Source organism: Pedobacter sp. WC2501 (genome assembly GCF_052682415.1).
The window spans coordinates 5135927-5153679 of sequence record NZ_JBQZFI010000001.1; the positions used below are offsets into that span (position 1 = coordinate 5135927).

Below are 17753 nucleotides of genomic sequence, written 5' to 3' on the forward strand. Positions count from 1 at the left end.
GGAAAATTTTAAACGTTTAATCAACATTTAATTTCTTAATCGTGTTTAAGATTGGCTGGCCAATTGCCTTTAAAATATTCTGATCTGGTTTAATCAGTTCTAAAACGGAGATATCATTTTTACCTTTTTTTAGCCACTCTTGAGGAATATAAAGTGTTTGCTGTGGACCTATTGCCCAGTATTTACCTAAGTTGTGTCCGTTAACCCATACTACTCCTTTTCCCCAATCGGTCATATCTAAATAAGTATCGGCAACGGTTGATAGCTGAAAGGAACCTTTCTGCAATGTTGGCCCGTTTCCATTAGCTTTTGATGAACCCGTAATGTTAAGACGATCGTTGCCAAAAGGGAAGCCATACATCGACCAGTTTTTAACTTCGGCACCATCAAAAGTAACCTGTTCGGTAATTCCTTTTTTGTTTTCGAGTAAATACTTTCCAAAATTTATCCGGCCCATATTCTCCACAAAAATATCAAGCTGTACCTCTCCTGCCGGAAGATCTAATGCTAATGTATTCTGGTTTAGTCTGCGGTCTAAAATACCTACCCTTTTTTGATTAACAAAAATGAGCGCATAGTCGCGCAATTGTTTAAGCTGCAGTTCGCCTTTTTTACCTCCCTGAATGGTGGTGCGGTATAATACGCAACCATAATCCTGACTAAGATCCTCGAAAGTTAAAGGTGTACTATTTTTTACTGCTTTAGGCAGGGCATTAAATAATGCTATTTTAGTACCCAATTTAAAAGGTGCAATGGCCATGCTGGGCTTTGCAGTTGGAATTGGTGGTAAACTTTGTCCTGCAGGAAGGTATTTTTCGATCACACTTCTGAATGCCCTGAATTTTTCAGTCACATTTCCTGCCTCGTTTAAAGGTGCATCATAATCATAGCTGCTGGTTTGTGGCTCGTAGGGCGAAATATCCTTGTAGTTTGCACCATTCATAAAATCGCGGGTGGTCCCTCCATGAAACATATACATATTAATCGAAATACCTGCTGTTAAAACAGAGTCTAACTTTTGGGTATATTCTGCCGCCGGAATAGTGTGATGAGGGGTTCCCCACCAATCGAACCACGCAGGGTACCACTCTGCAATAAAATATGGCCCTTTGCCATTGTGATTTTCATTTACCAATTGCCTGATTTTTGCTGGATTATCAATGCCGTTTAGTGCTGGTAGCAATCCATCTAAATGTCCATCCTTTACATCTGCTGCAGGGTCGCAGGTATAAAGCAATCCATCAAAACCCGCTTCTGTAAACATTTTCCGGTTGATATCTAAATAGTTTTTATCGGCGGCATAAGAACCATATTCATTCTCCACCTGTACCATAATGATGTTACCACCATGGTTGATCTGCAATGGCGCCAACTGTTTACCAACTTCAATAATATACTTTTTATACTCCTCTAAATATTGCTGTTCGGTACTTCTTACCACCAGACCTTTTTCGGTTTGCAACCAATAAGGATAGCCACCAAACTCCCACTCCGCACAAACGTAAGGGCTTGGTCTTAAAATAACCCATAAACCTTCCTGTTGGGCAATTTTTACAAATTCGGCAATGTTGTTATTACCAGAAAAATCGAATTTTCCTTTTTGCGGTTCGTGCAAATTCCAGAAAACGTAGGTACCAATGGTATTTAAGCCCATTGCTTTGGCCATTTTCATACGGGCTCTCCAGGCTTCTTTTGGTACACGTGGATAGTGCATCTCACCAGAGATAATCTGAAAAGGTTTTCCATCTAATAAAAAGTCTGTTTCTCCCAGCTTGAATGTATGTTTAGCTTGCTGGCTAAAAGCCGATAAGGAGAAACATATCGCCACGAACCATAGTAATTTTGCTTTCATTTTTTTAAAAGTTGTTTTTAAGATGACCCGAATTTTGGGCAAAACGGTTCCCTTTGCATGGTTTTACGCAATCTAATCATCAAGGTTTATATCAAAATTTTGTTTGTTGTTTATTTTTTAAACACGCTCAGATCCCATTCATCTGCCCAGTTTATCGAAATTTTATCCTGCTCAAATTTGATCGGCAACCATAAATAACGGCCATCAATTGCATTTTTTGGCGCCCATTTATCGGCCATAAAAATAAAATCTCCCTTTTTACCTGGTGCTGGCAATACATGGGTACTTTGCCCACCGTAAGTTAGTTTAGCACCTTCGCCCTGGCAAGGATTCCCCATATAAGTCCAGGGTCCCCAGATATTGCTTGCTTTGAACCATCTTGCCGGATTTGGCGCCCAGCCTGTACAGCCTGAACCGACCATATAATAAGTTCCATTTTTCTTGAACAAAGCTGGTGCTTCGGTTTGCTGCCCTACATAAATTCTGATAAATTTCCCGGTATGCCCTAAATAATCTGGGGTTAATTCTGCTAAATGCAAGGTAAAATTCTCTTCAGACGAAAATACATGATAGGCTTTTCCATCATCGTCTACGAAAACGGTCATGTCTCTTGCCATTTGTCCGCCAGGTAAATCCCTGCAGAAAAAGCCATCACTTTTATTGGCTGGTTGCTGGCAGTTTACCATATCTTTTTCGGCTGTGCCTGATGCATAAAAAGGCATTTTACCAGGATTTGGGCGATAACTTTTGATAAAAGTATATGGCCCGGTTGCCCGATCGGCAACAGCTACACCTGACCTGGCTGCTGCATAACCTTTACCCAAAAGTTCTAAGTGAAACCACATTACAAACTTCTTGGTTTTCTTGTTGTACACTACTTTAGGTCTTTCGAGGATACAGCCTTTGGCAATATCACTGGTTAAATCGTTGGAAACTGGCAAGGCAATGCCTTCATCTTTCCAATTGTATAAATCTTTCGATGAATAGCAATGTACACCTACCTGTGCCGTATTTCCTATCTCTCCTTCAATTTTATGTTCTCCAAACCAATAATAAACACCTTTATGCTCTACAATACCGCCGCCATGTGCATTGATATGAACACCCTTATCATCTTTCCAAATTTTACCCGGGGTAAAAGAGGTATAGGTTTGCTGCGCAGAAACAAAACTACTTAAGCCCAAACTAAAGGCGATAAATCCTAAAACAAAACTGATTCTCTTATTCATCATTTTAATTAACTAATTTTTTAATATTATATAGAAGTAATTACCTACATCTTTTTGACTGTATATCAACGTTTTATTTATTTTAAACTGGCACTATGGTCGTTCTCAAAATTCTCGCCGCTCCAGATCTTTTGTGCGCTCCATTTTTCTGCCGGGTTAGCCCAAAAAGGATCTGATGCCGGCAAACCTAAAGGCAAGAAGATATTTGAAGCGATATATGGGCTGCCCTGGTTGTTATAGAAATCACCGAGATTGGGCTGATCGCCATATAAACCTATTGTTAACCATCCATTTTTATAAGTTGATGGGCTCTCTAAAGTTTTTCTGATTACCGCTGTTAAAGCGCAACGTACCTGTGCCGGACTTAACTGTTTAGGCAATGCTTTTCTCCAGGCCATATCAGCCAAATGATGAAATGCAGCTCCACGATAAATGATAGAGCGACCAGTTGCAGGATAAGTGCCATCGGCATTGATTAATCTTTCCTGAATAATGGCATATCGTTCATTACGCTTTTTAATCTTCTCGAACATTTCTTTATAACTGCTCGTTTTAGTACCAATGATATTGGCCAAAGTAGCCAGATAAGGATGAATTACATAACTATTGTAATAATCGAAGGCGAATGATGTTCCATCGGTGTACATTCCATCACCTGTGTACCATTGCTCCATTTGTTGCAGGGCATAATCAACACGCATAGGATCCCAACTGTAACCAAATCTCGCTAAAAAGGCCTCATTCATTGCTGAGAACAGTAACCAGTTAGAAAAAACGGGCTTAAATCTTCTGGTCGTTACAATAGATTGCATCATCAATTCCTGGTTTTTCTTATCCAGGTTTTCCCACAACCAAGGTGCACGTACCAAAGCCAGGGCTACGTAAGAAGCATCTACCAATTGTTGCCCACCGATATCGAAATTCATAAAATCTTTGGCGTTAGAATCTAAGGCATTTTTTAAGCCCTGAATGGCCCACTCCCGGTACTGTTTCCTTAAATCTACTTCTTCAGTCGAACCACCTTCTAACTGCAACCATGGCGCAATACCACTTAACACCCTACCCAAAACCTCTACATATTGTACTTTAATGCGGTGTTCTTTATTATCGATATGAACAGACGTAACTTTTGGCATTGCAATACGCAAACTGTCTTTAGCCAAATTATATAAAACAGGTTTCACCATCTTATCCATTTGCTGCAACCAAAACTGCCTGTCAGTTAGCGCCGCACCTTTGGTATTTTTGGCTTTCTTTTGTGCAAAAACAGATCCACCAGCCAAAATGATCAATAAGGCCGGAATCAAAATATTTTTAAGTCTCATTTTCTCTTTAAAATTTAGTGTTCGTTTGATAAATAGCGGTACATTTCGGTTCCTGCCAATAAAAATGCACCTACACCAAAATTCGCTGTAGAATTTACATCAACCACCTGACCTGGAATGGCTTTCTCTCCGATAGGCTGTACGTACCCCAGTTTACCATTAGGCTGTAATGCAGTTTTAGTTAAATATGACCATGCTTTTTGCGCTGCAGGTAAATAGTTTTTTTCTTTTAAATAACCATTGTTTATCCCCCACAACAAACCATAAGTAAAAAATGCTGTCCCACTGGTTTCAGGTCCTGGCGCGTGTTGCGGATCAAGGATACTCCTGGTCCAATAGCCTTCTGCTTGCTGGCTTTTAACAATTGCTTTGGCCATGTTGCGGTATTTGGTTAGGTATTCATTCCGGTGTGGATCTGTAAGGGGCAGGTCTTTTAGCACTTTCGCCAAACCTGCAAACACCCAGCCATCGCCCCTTGCCCAAAAATCTTTTTTACCATTGGCACTTTTATGTTTTGGATAAACATATTTGGCATCACGGTAATAAAGCTTTGCCTTTTTATCGTACATGATGCTGTTGGCGTACATAAAATATTCGTAGAGTTTATCCAGGTATTTTTGATCGCCAGTTACTTTATAAAGTTTGGTCATTACTGGCATTACCATGTACAAGCCATCTGCCCACCACCAATAATCGCTATTGGATGTACTCATTTCATATTGCATTACCTCTTTTGCCCTGGCAATTTTATATTCTTCGGGTTTTAAGTGGTATAGATCAATATAGGTTTGGAAGCAGATTTGCCAATCGCCAAACAGTACATGTTCATCTGTTTCGCCATACTTATATTTCCAATTGGATTTATCGGTCGATTTTGCGCCCATCCATTTGTTGTATTCGGCCCAATCTTCTGAATATTTTCGGTATGCTTCGTTTTTGGTAACCTCATAAGCCTCCATGTTCCCGGTATGATAAGCTGCATGATCCCAAAAGGCACGCGTTTCGGGTTTATTGTTGCTTTGCCAGTAAATATTTGCCCGGTTAATCATTTCCAGCACTTCTTCTTTTGACAGCTGGCTCTGGGCATTTACCGCTCCGCTGGTTAAGAAAAAGAGTAAGAAAAGCACTTTATATAATTTTGAATTCATTAGTGTATTGGTTTAATGCCGTTTACAGTTGGTTTTACAGGTTTAATGGTTCCATCAGTATTAAATTCCATCTTGTCAATACAAACTTCGCGATTGAAGCCTGCAGCGTCTCCCATTGAAATTCCTTTTGGCCGGGTAAAACGGTGGTAAACCATGTACCATTCGTCTCTGCCATTTACTTTAATCACACTGTTGTGGCCTGTACCATAAATACCCTGAGTTGCATCTTTTGCCAAAATCAGATTGTTTTCAGGGATGGTTATTTTTCCCGTAGGTGAGTCAGAAAAACCATATCTTACCCTGTAGTTCTCGCTTCTGGTATCATCTTCCGACCATAAAAAATAATATTTCCCATTTCTATAAAACACTTCTGTGCCTTCTCTGAAATCATTATTTGGGGTAATAATTTTAATCGCACTGGTATCAATCGAAATCATATCGTCATTTAATGGTGCAACAGCCATGTAGCCATTTCCCCAGTACAAATAACTTTTATTGGTTTTAGGATCGTTAAACACATCCGGATCAATCTCCTGACCACCTTTAATTCCTTTTGGCTTGCTCGCAATTAAAGCCTTTCCACTATCTTTAAATGGTCCTGCCGGATCATCAGCAACAGCAACACCGATCTTCTGTGCCGCTGTGAAATAATAGAAATATTTATACATTCCATTTACTTTCTTTTCGATAATAGTAGGTGCCCAGGCATTCCTTTTTGCCCATGAAACGTCTTTTTCAAGATCTAATATTTTGCCTTCATCTTTCCAGTTAACCAGATCTGTTGATGAAAAAGTTTTAAAATAAGTACCGCTCCAATTGTTAAATCCATCACTGGTTGGATAGATATAATATTTAGAAGTTTTATTGGAATATAAAATCTCAGGATCGGCATAATAGCCTTTTAGCACAGGGTTATTCGCTACTGCAACACTTACCTCGTAGGTTTTAGCTTGCTGACCAGGAATGCTCACCTTAATTTTTACAGGGCCTTTAGAAAAATCCAGTTTTCCTTTTGGCAGGATGCTGATTTGGTTAAAGCTATTAAACTGCGGGTCAAAAGCCTTTAGATTTGTGCCATAATTTACAGGGAGATAAAGTTTTTTGTTCATACTATCCAGCACAATATTATTTGGGTTGATTGCCTTGTTTTTTGCGGTATGTAGCACAGACTCGACTGTATACCACTGTTTAAGCAAACGGCTTAACTCTTGTTGATTAATCGGTAAAATAGTTCCATGCCTTGGATGAAAATCCATTGTAATATCCTGATCTACCACACTAAAATTTGCTAAATCTTTACTTTTAGTAAACTGATAACGGCCTTTCATATATACATCATACATCAGGATATACTCATCACCATGGTTCAGCTTAAAAACACCGGCTCCTTCCACCGCTTCTTTGGTTTGCTGCAGGTATTTATCCTGTAATACATAACCTTCTGTTAATTTATCAGAAACTGCTTTTTTAATGCCATTGCCATTACCTTCTGTTTTAAAAAACAGGTTGTATTTTCCCTTATCGTAAATAATATCTCCATCAATACAAGAGCCATTGGTTGGACTGAAAAAGAGCTGCTTTGGAGTGCTTTCCAGGTCGGTAAAATCCGCATTGGCATAAGCGTAATAAATTTTATCAGGGTCATCGCCATTTTTCATCGACCAATAAACCATATACTTTTTTGCAGTCTTATCGTAAATGGTCTGCGGTGCCCAAACGCGTAGCAGATTTTCGTTGTTCGGGAAACGTTTTTGAATATTAACAACTGCTGATGTCCAATGGATCAGATCATTTGATTTCAACAATACCATGGCCCTGTTCGAGTTCCAGCCATTGGCCGAAACCATATCAGTAGCCACCATGTAAAAGGTTTTGCCATCTTCACCGCGCAAAATATGTGGATCGCGAACGCCACCAGTGCTGCTGATCTTTTCTGAAGAAACGATTGCGTTATTGTTATTTAATGCGCTGTAATGATAACCATCGGTACTTACTGCAAAACGAATGGCTTCTTCTGCTTTCGAATTTCCGGTGAAATAGGTAAATAAGTAAGCTACATTTTCTTTTGATCCGGTTTTTTGATCAAAAGATTTTTTGGGTTGTGCGATTATCTTACCTGATAAACATATCAGTAATAAAAGAATGCCATATTTTATAGGTGAATACTTCATTTTTCGGGTAGTTGTTTTATTTTTTTGATTTCCAATCCAATACCTGGATCTTTGTTGGCGCCTGGTCTGCTTTTCCTTCGCCATCTATTTGGGTAACATTTTGTAAAAATAGGCTCAATATACCTTTAGTTTTCCAAAGTTCAGTATCATACGTAGGTTCCCAATCGCCCATGCTTGTTTTGGTAAGGTCTTTAATTATCCAGTTTTCTGATCCAAGATGATCGTTTAAAGCAATAGATGCCTTGTTTCCGCGTTCGGCATCCCTGAACAATAAACCTGCGGCATAATGTTTTCCATTTGGCCAAACGATAATCTGTGGTCGCGAAATTGGAATCCGCTTGGTCCCCGTGCCACTTAAGCTAAACGTTGTTTTTCTAAAATTCAGGTTACTTACTTTCCAGCTGCTATCTGTTTTAAAGACAAGGTGATACTGAGGCCCGGTTTCATTCGCTCCGCGCCAATAACCAGCAATAAATACTTTACCTTTTGCATCAGCAAACATCGATGTTTGATTAATCAACTCACTTTTCTGTGGAATTTTTACGGTATACTCTGCATTTGTTGCAGTAATGGGAAGCTGATATTTTTCGCCGGTAGATTTTAACCAGGTGATGCCTCCATCGGTTGATTTTGCATAACATAAATCATGATTACTGGCTACATCAGGGCTTTCGCGCCAAACCCACGATAAATGGATGGTTCCAACCTGGTCTACTGCAACCTGCCAATAGGCATTACGCTGTCCTTCACCATCAATCATCCCATCCTGTACCCTTGTCCACTTTTTGGTTTTTAAACTATAATGATTAATCATCAGGTTTCCGTTTCCAGAGCCCCCATCGCGGTAAAAAAACAAAAGATCGCCATTAGCAAGCTTATAAAACTCGGGGTAACTGACTTTATTTTCCTTTGCGGAAAGCATAACTTCTTTATTGCCTAAATTTAATGAACCTGCTGAAACTGATCTGGCATAGTTTAGATTATTGTTATGCTGGCTCCAGGCAATGTGAAGAAAACCATCCCCATCTATCATAATACTGATTGATTTATGGGCATCGGTAGCATCACCTTTATAAGCTGTAATAACTGATGCCCAGCGAGGAGAACCGATTTTTCGTTTGGCCAATACCACATTTTGTTCGTGATCATAATATGCAGCATACTGGCTATCTTTAAAACTAATTAAAGCGTTTTTGCGAAAAATAACTGTATTTACTGAATTGTTCGCCCAACCATTGCTGGCAATAGTACTCAGTTGTGTTTCTTGCGCAACACTTATCAGACTGATGCTGACGAACAGGCAAATTAGAAATATTCTTTTATTGAGGTATTGATACATTATACGGTTATACTGATCGGCATTACATTTGGCAAAGCCGAAGTACCGAAATTTTTAAGCTTTACACAGGGGGTTAAATCATACTTTGCAGGGGGTGTTTTAAGCTAAATGCCTTAAAAACGTAAAATAGCGTAACTTTTATGTTGTAGCATTAACATTATAGTATTTATGAAAACTTTTCCGGTGTTTCTTTATAAACTCTGATGGCGTTAACTTAAACAGCTTTTGAAACTGCTCTCTAAAATATTTACTATCATTTATGCCAACTCTAAATGCAGCTTCATTAATATTTAAATTGGTATTGATTAATAATTCGGCAGCTTTTCTTAACCTGATAAAACGGATAAAACCATTTATCGATTGGCCTGAAGTAGCTTTGATCCTTTTATAGAGATTAGAGTGACTCATTCCAAGATCAGATGCCAGGGTTTTTACATTAAAGCTGTCCTCCATCAAATTTTCTTCGATAATCGTAATGCATTTTTGAAGGAAGCCCTTATCCTCTTGCGAGACTTTATGGGCATCACTCTTCAAGGTTATTTCATTGTAGAAATAAGACTGAAGATTGGTCCTGTTTTTAATAATGCTATTAATCTTGGCTGTAAAAAGCTCTTTATCGAAAGGTTTACCTATAAAATCGTAAGCACCAACTTCAATTCCTTTAAGTTTTACTTCCGGACCAGGGTCACCGGTTAGCAGAATTACCGGAATATGGCTTAGGGCAGAATCGTCTTTAATCGCCTTACAGAGTTCGATACCGTTGAGGCCATCCATGTTTACATCAGATATCACAATATCAGGCAAATATTCTTTACAAAGTTTTAGTCCATCAATACCGTTTTCGGCCTTGTAAATTTTGAAGTTATCCTGAAAAATCTGCTTGATGTAATCTATAATTTCGAGATTATCATCAACAACCAAAATCGAATGTAAATCTGAAATGAGCAATTCGAGGTTGCCTACATTCTCGGTATCATTATTTTCAGCTTCTTCCTCTTGTGCAATAAGCTCATTTACATAGGTTAATTCGTTTTGAAAAACACCGCCCTGTTGCAAATTTGGTTCTCCAACCGGAATATCGATCAAAAATATCGTACCTATTCCCTGGTTGGAGCGGAACGAAATTTTACCCTGATGCAATTCTACAAAATTTTTGGCCAGGTATAGACCAATACCGAAACCCATTTTCAGCGATTCGTTCGACATGACCTTATAAAATTTATCGAATAACTTTTCACCCACATGCGCCGGTATACCCGGACCACTATCGCTCACTTCAATGTGCACACGCATACCAAGGCTTTTAACACTAAATTTTACAAATCCGCCCTTTGGGGTAAATTTTAGCGCATTAGAGAGCAGGTTAAAAAAAACAATTTCGAGTTTGTCTTTATCTGCATAAATATCCAGGTCCTCTTCTTCGCATTCAAATATATACTCGATGTGATTCTGCTTTGCCAAATAATTAAAGCAGAGGAAAATCTCGTTTGTAAATTTGTATAGGTTGATCCTTACAATTTTCAAGGTATCATTTTCACTTTCCGTTTTTCTAAATAGCAATAACTGATCTACCAAGCTTAATAAACGCCTCGAATTTCGGTAAACTACACTTAAATCGTTCTTTTCTTGCCCAGGGTCTTTTTTATGGATAATATCTTTAATCGGATTAACGATGAGGGTTAACGGTGTTCTCAGCTCGTGCGAAATATTGGTAAAGAAATTTAACTTTTTCTCATTCAGGTCCTTTTCACGCTCCATTTTAACATTGGTAAGCTCCACTTCGTGTTTTAATCTTCTCTGACGGTTACGATAGGTTTGAAAAAGATAAAATAAGGAAGATCCTATGATGAGGTAAATGGTATAGGCCCACCAGGTACGGTACCAAGGGGGTAAAATCCGAATGAGGACGATCTTTTCGTTGTTGCTCCAGGCACCTTCGGTATCGGTACTTTTAATGTGCAGTTTATATTCGCCCTCACTTAATCTGGAATAATAAGCTGTACTCAATTTGTTTACATAATTCCAGCCTCTGTCCCAACCCTCCAGGTAATAAGCATACGAAATCTGATCCTGAAAAGAGAATTCTATGGCTGCATAATCGACAGAAATTACCGCAGCACTATATGGGATTTCTATGCGCGCTAAATTAACGATAGAGATATCGTTATAACCTGAATCCTGGTCGAGCGGAATATTATTGATCCTGAAATCTGTCAGCACCATTTTAGGTATCCTTCTGTTTTTCTTTATGCTATCGGGCGAGAACATGTTGAAGCCGCCAATTCCACCAAATAAAAAATCACCATTAGCTAGCTTTAATGCTGCATTATAATTAAACTGATTGCTCTGTAAACCATCAGTAGCATAATAGTTTTTAAAGTTATGGTGTATAACATCAAATTTCGACAGACCGTTATAGGTACTGCACCATAAATTGCCTTGTTTATCCTGAAGGATATTGAGTACCGAATTACCCGGCAATCCATCACTCTGGATATATCGTTTTATTTTTTTGGTTTCGGGATCAAAAAGCAATAAACCTCCACCTTCTGTACCGATCCATATTTGATGATTTAAACCCTCCTGAATGGCCCTGATGGCAAAGTTAATTTTTGTATAATGATGTCTTTTATTGATGGGGTCTATTTCAATCAGATCGGTATAATTCCCAGCCCAAAGCCTGCCTTTCGAATCCTGGAGCAAGCTGTGAATATCCTTTAATTTATGGTCAAAAAGTTCAAATTTATCAGCACTCTTATTGTACCGGTATAATGCGCCACCTTTAGTAGTGCCTACCCAAATATTTTGTTGTTTGTCTTGATAAAGCTTCCAAATATTAATATCATCAATACCTTTAAAAGTATTATAACAGTTATAATGGACAAATTTTCCTGTTGTTTTATTAAAACGGTCTATCCCTCCGCTAAAACTGGCCACCCAAACATTGTGCTCTGAATCATTTAAAATACTGGTAACAAAATTACTGGTTAAGGAGTTTGGATCGCTGGTTTTAGCATAATTAGTAAACATATTTTGCTTTCGGTTCCAAACACTTAAACCACCACCATCAGTTCCGATCCAAATGTTTTTGTGCTCATCTTCACTAAAGGAGAGCACAAAATTGTTAATTAATGAATTTCTATTTAATGGATCATGTTTAATCGTGGTAAACTGCTCACTTTCCGGATCAACGATATTAACCCCGCCACGTAAGGTTGCTATCCACTTTCTAGATTCTCGGTCTTCGTAAACCTGTGCAACAGAATTACTGCTCAGTAAACCTTTTTCTTTTCCTGCAGACAGGTAATTCGTTTTTTGATTTTTTGTGTCGTAAACGGTAATTCCTCCGCCATCGGTCGAAATCCAAAGTTTTTGTTTCCGATCAAACAACAAATTCATAATATTCTCATTACTTAAATGCTGGTTGAACCTGGTCAGGCTACCTTTGGTTTTATCAAACTGAAAAAGTCCGCGTTCTGTTCCAACCCAAAGCATTTGGTTAGTACCTTTGGTAATGCAAGTTATTGAGCGTACTGCAGGAGTTACTAAACGAAGTGTGTTTTTATCATGATCATACCTGCAAAGCCCAACATCTTTTATAAAAAGCCAGAGGGTTTGATTTTCATCAACATATAAAGCTTTTACCGTGAAATCGAAATTTTTACCAAACGGTATCCGTTCTGCTAAACCACTATTCTTTTTAAGCATGAACAGCCCTTTTTCTTCAGTAGCCACATAAACAACTGAAGCTTTACTAATTGCAATTGAATTAATCGCATCACTTACTTCATTTTTTATGCCTTTATCCAGATAAATCAATTGATGAAACTTGGAATCTGCATAATCATAATATGAAATTCCTTTTTGCGTACCTACCCAAACCCTGTTATTCTCATCTCCATTCAATACTGTAATGTGGTTATTCACCAATGAATATTCATCTCCCCACCCATTTCTGAAAACCTTGAAATGATAACCATCGTAACGGTTTAATCCGTCATAAGTACCCATCCACATAAAGCCATAATGATCCAGATACAAGGAATTTACCACATTGTTAGACAGACCACTTTCTACCCCAAGGTATTTAAGTGGAACAGTTAAAGACTGGGCAAAACCAATACCTGCACCCATCCATAAAAATAGCATGAAGCAGGCAGTTTTTTTTTGTATAAGAAACATAGAGAAAACAGTACTGACGTATTATTTGGTATGGAACGAATATACATATTTTCTTAAACTCCATTAGCGGCTATGGTTTAGGATTAAATAGCTAAAAGTGCAATATTTCTACTACATTAACAAAGTATATTAACTTATCTAAATTGAGCATTTTTTAACAAAAAAATCACTTCACATCAGAATGTCCGAGGTGTTTTGTGGGATTTACTTCATCACGAATAAGCTGTTTTAGTTGTTTAATTTCAGGAAAACTTTGCATCTGCTTTCTATCGAAAATTAGTTTCCCGCCAACATGAACCGTAAAAACGCCAGATGTTTCACTCGGCAATAAAGTTACCCCCTTTACCTCGTCTACAAAAGTGGTTAAAATTTCTTGTGCCATGTAAGCTGAACGTAACATCCAGCCACATTTAGGGCAATACGTGATATTAACAAATGGTTTTTCCATAGATCTTTTTTTACAAGGGTACAAAAAATTTGGAGTGATGGAAAATGGAGATATTAGATGAAAACAGATACAATTGAGCATGTATTGATGCATCATTATGTTGAGAATACATTATAAGATGGCAGAAAAAGCCTGATTACCTTCTAAGGAACTAATCCTATTAACTTGAGTTCCATTAATAATGTGGCTTTAGAGCTATTCTTTAAGCATTTTAGCATTAGTGTCGTCACCCTGAATTCATTTCAGGGTCTTAATAACAGAAAAGATGCTGAAATAAATTCAGCATGACGATCGCGTGAGGTAAACGGCTATAAACACTCACTACGATTTAAATATTAATCGAACTCAGGTTATTACGCTTACCTAAATTTTCAAACCTGTCACTAACCTTGATTTGGCCATCCAACAGGAGTTTTGCCAATCGGTTCTGAATCAGCTTAAAGCCTATGCGGAATCAGCATGATAAATTTCATGATTTCTTTTTGTGCTTTTTCCTTTTCTTCCACCAGATGATAAAACCTGTAACCGGTAAACTTGCTGCTACCAAAGCTGCCACAAGAGAAAGAATTTTATTCGGAAGGCCCAAAAGCCTGCCCGTATGCAGATCATAATTGGTGGCTTCTATTAAATCGGCACCGTTAAAATCTTTATACAGTTTGGCCCTGGTCATGCTACCAGTAGCTTCCTCATAAAAAAAGGTATTCTGGTTACGTGCCCAACGGTAAGGATAAATCATTCGTAGTCGCAGTTCGCCTTTACCACGCAACGAAAAACTAGTGGAAATAGCACCAGGGTATTTCTTTTTGGCTTCGGTATAAATTTTATTGTAGCGCATAGGTACCGAATCGAGATGCGTAGGTTTGGCCGAAACGATAGTTTTGCCCTGCCCTAATTTACTCCCTGTAAAAAAGCTGGCCGCATTTTTCACCTCTTTAAATGCAAAATACAAACCGCTCAAAGCGGTAATTAATAGCACAACCGACGCATAAAACCCCAGTACATTATGCAAATCGTAATTCAGTCGTTTAAATGATGCTTTTCGTTTAATGGTTAACGATTGTTTTAATAGGCGCATTTGGCCCGGAAACCAGAGTATCAGTCCCGTTATCAGCATCAGTACAAAAATAACTACCGACCACTCTATGATGAACTTCCCAGTTTTACCTAGCAATAGCGAGGTATGAAGATGCTCTACAACTTCGAGCCAATCTTCGCCTCCTTTTTTAACTAAAGTGGCATCGTAAGGGTTAAAATAGTAAACCTTACCCTTTTTACTACTCAATTCTACCGTTGCATTGGGCAAGGCATCTTCAATTCTGATCAGCCTTAATTCATCTTTCGGCGAAAGTTTTTCGAATCCTGAAATAACTTTATCTAAACCAATAAAAGGCTTCGCCTGATGCTCTACATAGCGGAAATCTTTTTGTGTAAACTCCCTGATTTCTTCCTCAAAGATATACAGCGCACCGGTTACACTAATAATAAATACCACCAGGCCAGTTGCCAGGCCAAGCCAGAGATGAATGTTCCTGATGGTATTTTTAAATTTCCTATTCTTCATTGCCTAAAAAGCGTAGCCTAGTGAGAGGTTAAATCTGCGTCCATTCCCTCTCACATAATTTACATTGCTGCCATAAAACTGGGAAATAGCAGGGTAATAAACTTTATTCAATAAATTTTCTATTCCTAAAGATAGTTTTAATGGTTGTGTAACCTGATATACTGCTGCAACATTAAATAAGTTGAAGGCTTTTACCGGGCCTTCGCCGATTAAATATTTACCGGCAGCATTGGTTTTAAAACGGTCGCGATTTCCTACACGCATCCAGTTTACATCCAAACTTAAGTTTTTAATGCCCGAATACTTAAGATAAACAGTAGTTTTTGAAGGTGGGATCCGCGTTGTGTTTAAATATACATCTTTCTCTCCGTTAAAATTACCGTCATCATCCACATCGCCTTTTCCTTCTACCTGTGCATAATTACCACCGATACTCAACTCCTTTAGTAACTGATAATCAGCCTGGATTTCAAATCCATATACACGCTCGGGAATACGTTGCGAAATATAGGTACCATTCACCTCTAAAAGATTGGCACCAAGTTTAGAAGTGCTGTAATAGTAAGCAGCACTGAAATTCAGTTTACCTACGCTGCTGCTAAAACCCGCTTCGTAATTATTTACGATAATTGGTTTAGTTTCTAACTGAGATAAGGTATTACTTTTTGCTGCCCTTAACACCCTACCCAACTCAAATACCGAGAACGACTGCGCATAACTGATAAAAGGATTAAAAAATTTGAATTTTGAGTAACGCGCTCCGGCATTAAATACCAAAGCGTTGTAGTTTAATTTTCCACCCTGTACCGCTATACTTCCGGCACCGTTCGCACCGGTAGCCAGGGTATTAAAATCGTCTACATCAATGTTAATATTTTCGACCCTTAAACCTCCTTTTATGGTTAAATCATTGATTAAAGTTGCAGAAGCCTGTAAGTAGGGTGCAAAGTTGACCATATTCATATTTGGCACCCATAAACGACCATCAGTTAAACTTTGAGCAGTTTTATCGTTCATTAAATCCAAACCATAGTTCAATTGCATGGGTACCTGTTCGGTAACGTTAAAAGGTGTATTCAGGTTTACCCTTGCACCTTTTTTGGTAGAGGTAATAGCCGATTGGCCGCTGCCGAAAAATGATGCTGAATTAGAATAAATGGTGTAAAAGTCCTGGTAATATACGTTGGCCGTTAAATCAGTTTTACCAAAAATCTGTTGATTGGTATATTGTAAATTAGCATTGTGGTTAAATCTTGTTCCCTCATCTTCACCCAGTCTTGTGCCGTAAATACCAATAGCCGGCGATTGACCGTAGACCCCTTCTTTGGTTAGGTACTTAGAATGTTGCCTGGAGCTGAAATAATTATACATCACCTGCAAGCGCTGTTTAGGCGTAAAGTTATAACCCAATTTTATAAATCCGTTATAAGATCTAGTTTCGCCCAAACCATATTCCGGTGAGATAACCAAGCCCTTAGCATCGCGGAAAACGCCGGTTTTTTCGAACATCCCACTTACCAGGTAATCGAATTTACCTGTTTTACCATAAAGTTGTTGCGAAAAACGGTAGCCAATGGTACTATCGCCTTTCAGGTTCCCTGTAATTCCAGCCTGTGAATAACCTCCGAATGATTTTCCCTGGTCAGCCTTTTTAGTAATATAATTAATTAAACCGCCTTCTGCACCATTACCATAAATAGCGGTGGCACCTTTAATCACTTCAACACGCTCAATCACTGATGGATCTATACTACGGATATCCCTTCCTCCTGCCCTTAAGGGCGTAGATTGTGGAATACCATCGATTAACACCAAAACATTTCTACCACGCAAAGTCTGGCCAGAATTACCCGTTTGATTGGTAGAAAAGCCCAATCCGGGTACACTGTATGAAAGGATATTGGCCAAATTTGGACTGATTGCAGATTGTGTATTCAATTCTTTTGCGGTAAGCACCGTTACTGAAGACGGTGTTTGAGATAGTGATTCTGGCCTTCTGCTTGCCGAAATAATTACATCATTTAGCTCTGAACGCTGCTCTTTTAAAACAAAAGTTACCTGAGTGGTGTCGTTTGCAGTAACCGATACCACTTGTTCGAGTTGATCGTAACCTGTAATCGAAACCTTTATCTGTTGGTTTCCGGCAGGAACAGCTGTTAACTTAAATGCACCTGATTTATCAGAAGTGGTTTTAAGATTCTGTTTTCTAACCTGTATATTGGCAAAAGATATACTATTCCCTAGCGAATCGACAACTTTTCCACTAATTGTTCCCTTTCCTGTTTGTGCAAAGAGGGTGGTTGTGAATAGGAGTATAATAAGAGCAGTGGCAAAAAATTTTAAGTATGGGTATCTCATGAAATTTCTAAGTTTCGGCAAAGCTAACATTATTTAGACTCGTTAAAAATAATAAATCAAAAAAGACAGCTTTTGGATGAAGTACAGCCAGATTACTCAGCCAGACTAAATCAATCTTTGTCGATGTACATATTCAGTAA

General features: G+C 38.4%; 10 protein-coding genes. All 10 read right to left on the bottom strand.

Annotation, left to right across the window (positions count from 1 at the left end; all coding sequences use genetic code 11):
- Positions 1-16: 16 nt before the first annotated feature.
- The 10 genes from ACUN24_RS21645 to ACUN24_RS21690 all read right to left on the bottom strand — a co-directional run bounded on the left by ACUN24_RS21645 (position 17) and on the right by ACUN24_RS21690 (position 17613).
- A complete protein-coding gene (locus tag ACUN24_RS21645; protein WP_445564405.1) occupies positions 17-1852 on the bottom strand; it encodes a glycoside hydrolase family 35 protein in 1836 nt (611 codons plus the stop codon).
- Between the two features lie 110 nt (positions 1853-1962).
- Positions 1963-3084 carry a glycoside hydrolase family 43 protein gene (locus ACUN24_RS21650; protein WP_445564406.1) on the bottom strand — a complete coding sequence of 374 codons (1122 nt, stop codon included), beginning with the start codon at positions 3082-3084 and terminating at the stop codon, positions 1963-1965.
- 74 nt (positions 3085-3158) lie between these two features.
- Positions 3159-4406 (bottom strand): DUF2264 domain-containing protein, encoded by a 1248-nt coding sequence (locus ACUN24_RS21655; protein WP_445564407.1) that lies wholly within the window; start codon positions 4404-4406, stop codon positions 3159-3161.
- A 14-nt stretch (positions 4407-4420) separates the two neighbouring features.
- Positions 4421-5554: a glycoside hydrolase family 88/105 protein gene (locus ACUN24_RS21660; protein WP_445564408.1), complete on the bottom strand. Its 1134-nt coding sequence runs from the start codon at positions 5552-5554 to the stop codon at positions 4421-4423.
- On the bottom strand, positions 5554-7725 hold the full coding sequence (locus ACUN24_RS21665; protein ID WP_445564409.1) for a family 43 glycosylhydrolase: 2172 nt from the start codon (positions 7723-7725) through the stop codon (positions 5554-5556). The genes ACUN24_RS21660 and ACUN24_RS21665 overlap by 1 nt, the downstream gene beginning before the upstream one ends.
- Before the next feature lie 16 nt (positions 7726-7741).
- Positions 7742-9064: a BNR repeat-containing protein gene (locus ACUN24_RS21670; RefSeq protein WP_445564410.1), complete on the bottom strand. Its 1323-nt coding sequence runs from the start codon at positions 9062-9064 to the stop codon at positions 7742-7744.
- 138 nt (positions 9065-9202) lie between these two features.
- Entirely contained in the window at positions 9203-13213 is a 4011-nt protein-coding gene (locus ACUN24_RS21675) for a two-component regulator propeller domain-containing protein (RefSeq protein WP_445564411.1), read from the bottom strand.
- Between the two features lie 199 nt (positions 13214-13412).
- Positions 13413-13694 carry a SelT/SelW/SelH family protein gene (locus ACUN24_RS21680; protein ID WP_445564412.1) on the bottom strand — a complete coding sequence of 94 codons (282 nt, stop codon included), beginning with the start codon at positions 13692-13694 and terminating at the stop codon, positions 13413-13415.
- Between the two features lie 469 nt (positions 13695-14163).
- Entirely contained in the window at positions 14164-15255 is a 1092-nt protein-coding gene (locus tag ACUN24_RS21685) for a PepSY-associated TM helix domain-containing protein (protein ID WP_445564413.1), read from the bottom strand.
- Positions 15256-15258: 3 nt separating this feature from the next.
- Positions 15259-17613 (bottom strand): TonB-dependent receptor, encoded by a 2355-nt coding sequence (locus ACUN24_RS21690; RefSeq protein WP_445564414.1) that lies wholly within the window; start codon positions 17611-17613, stop codon positions 15259-15261.
- Between the last annotated feature and the right edge of the window lie 140 nt (positions 17614-17753).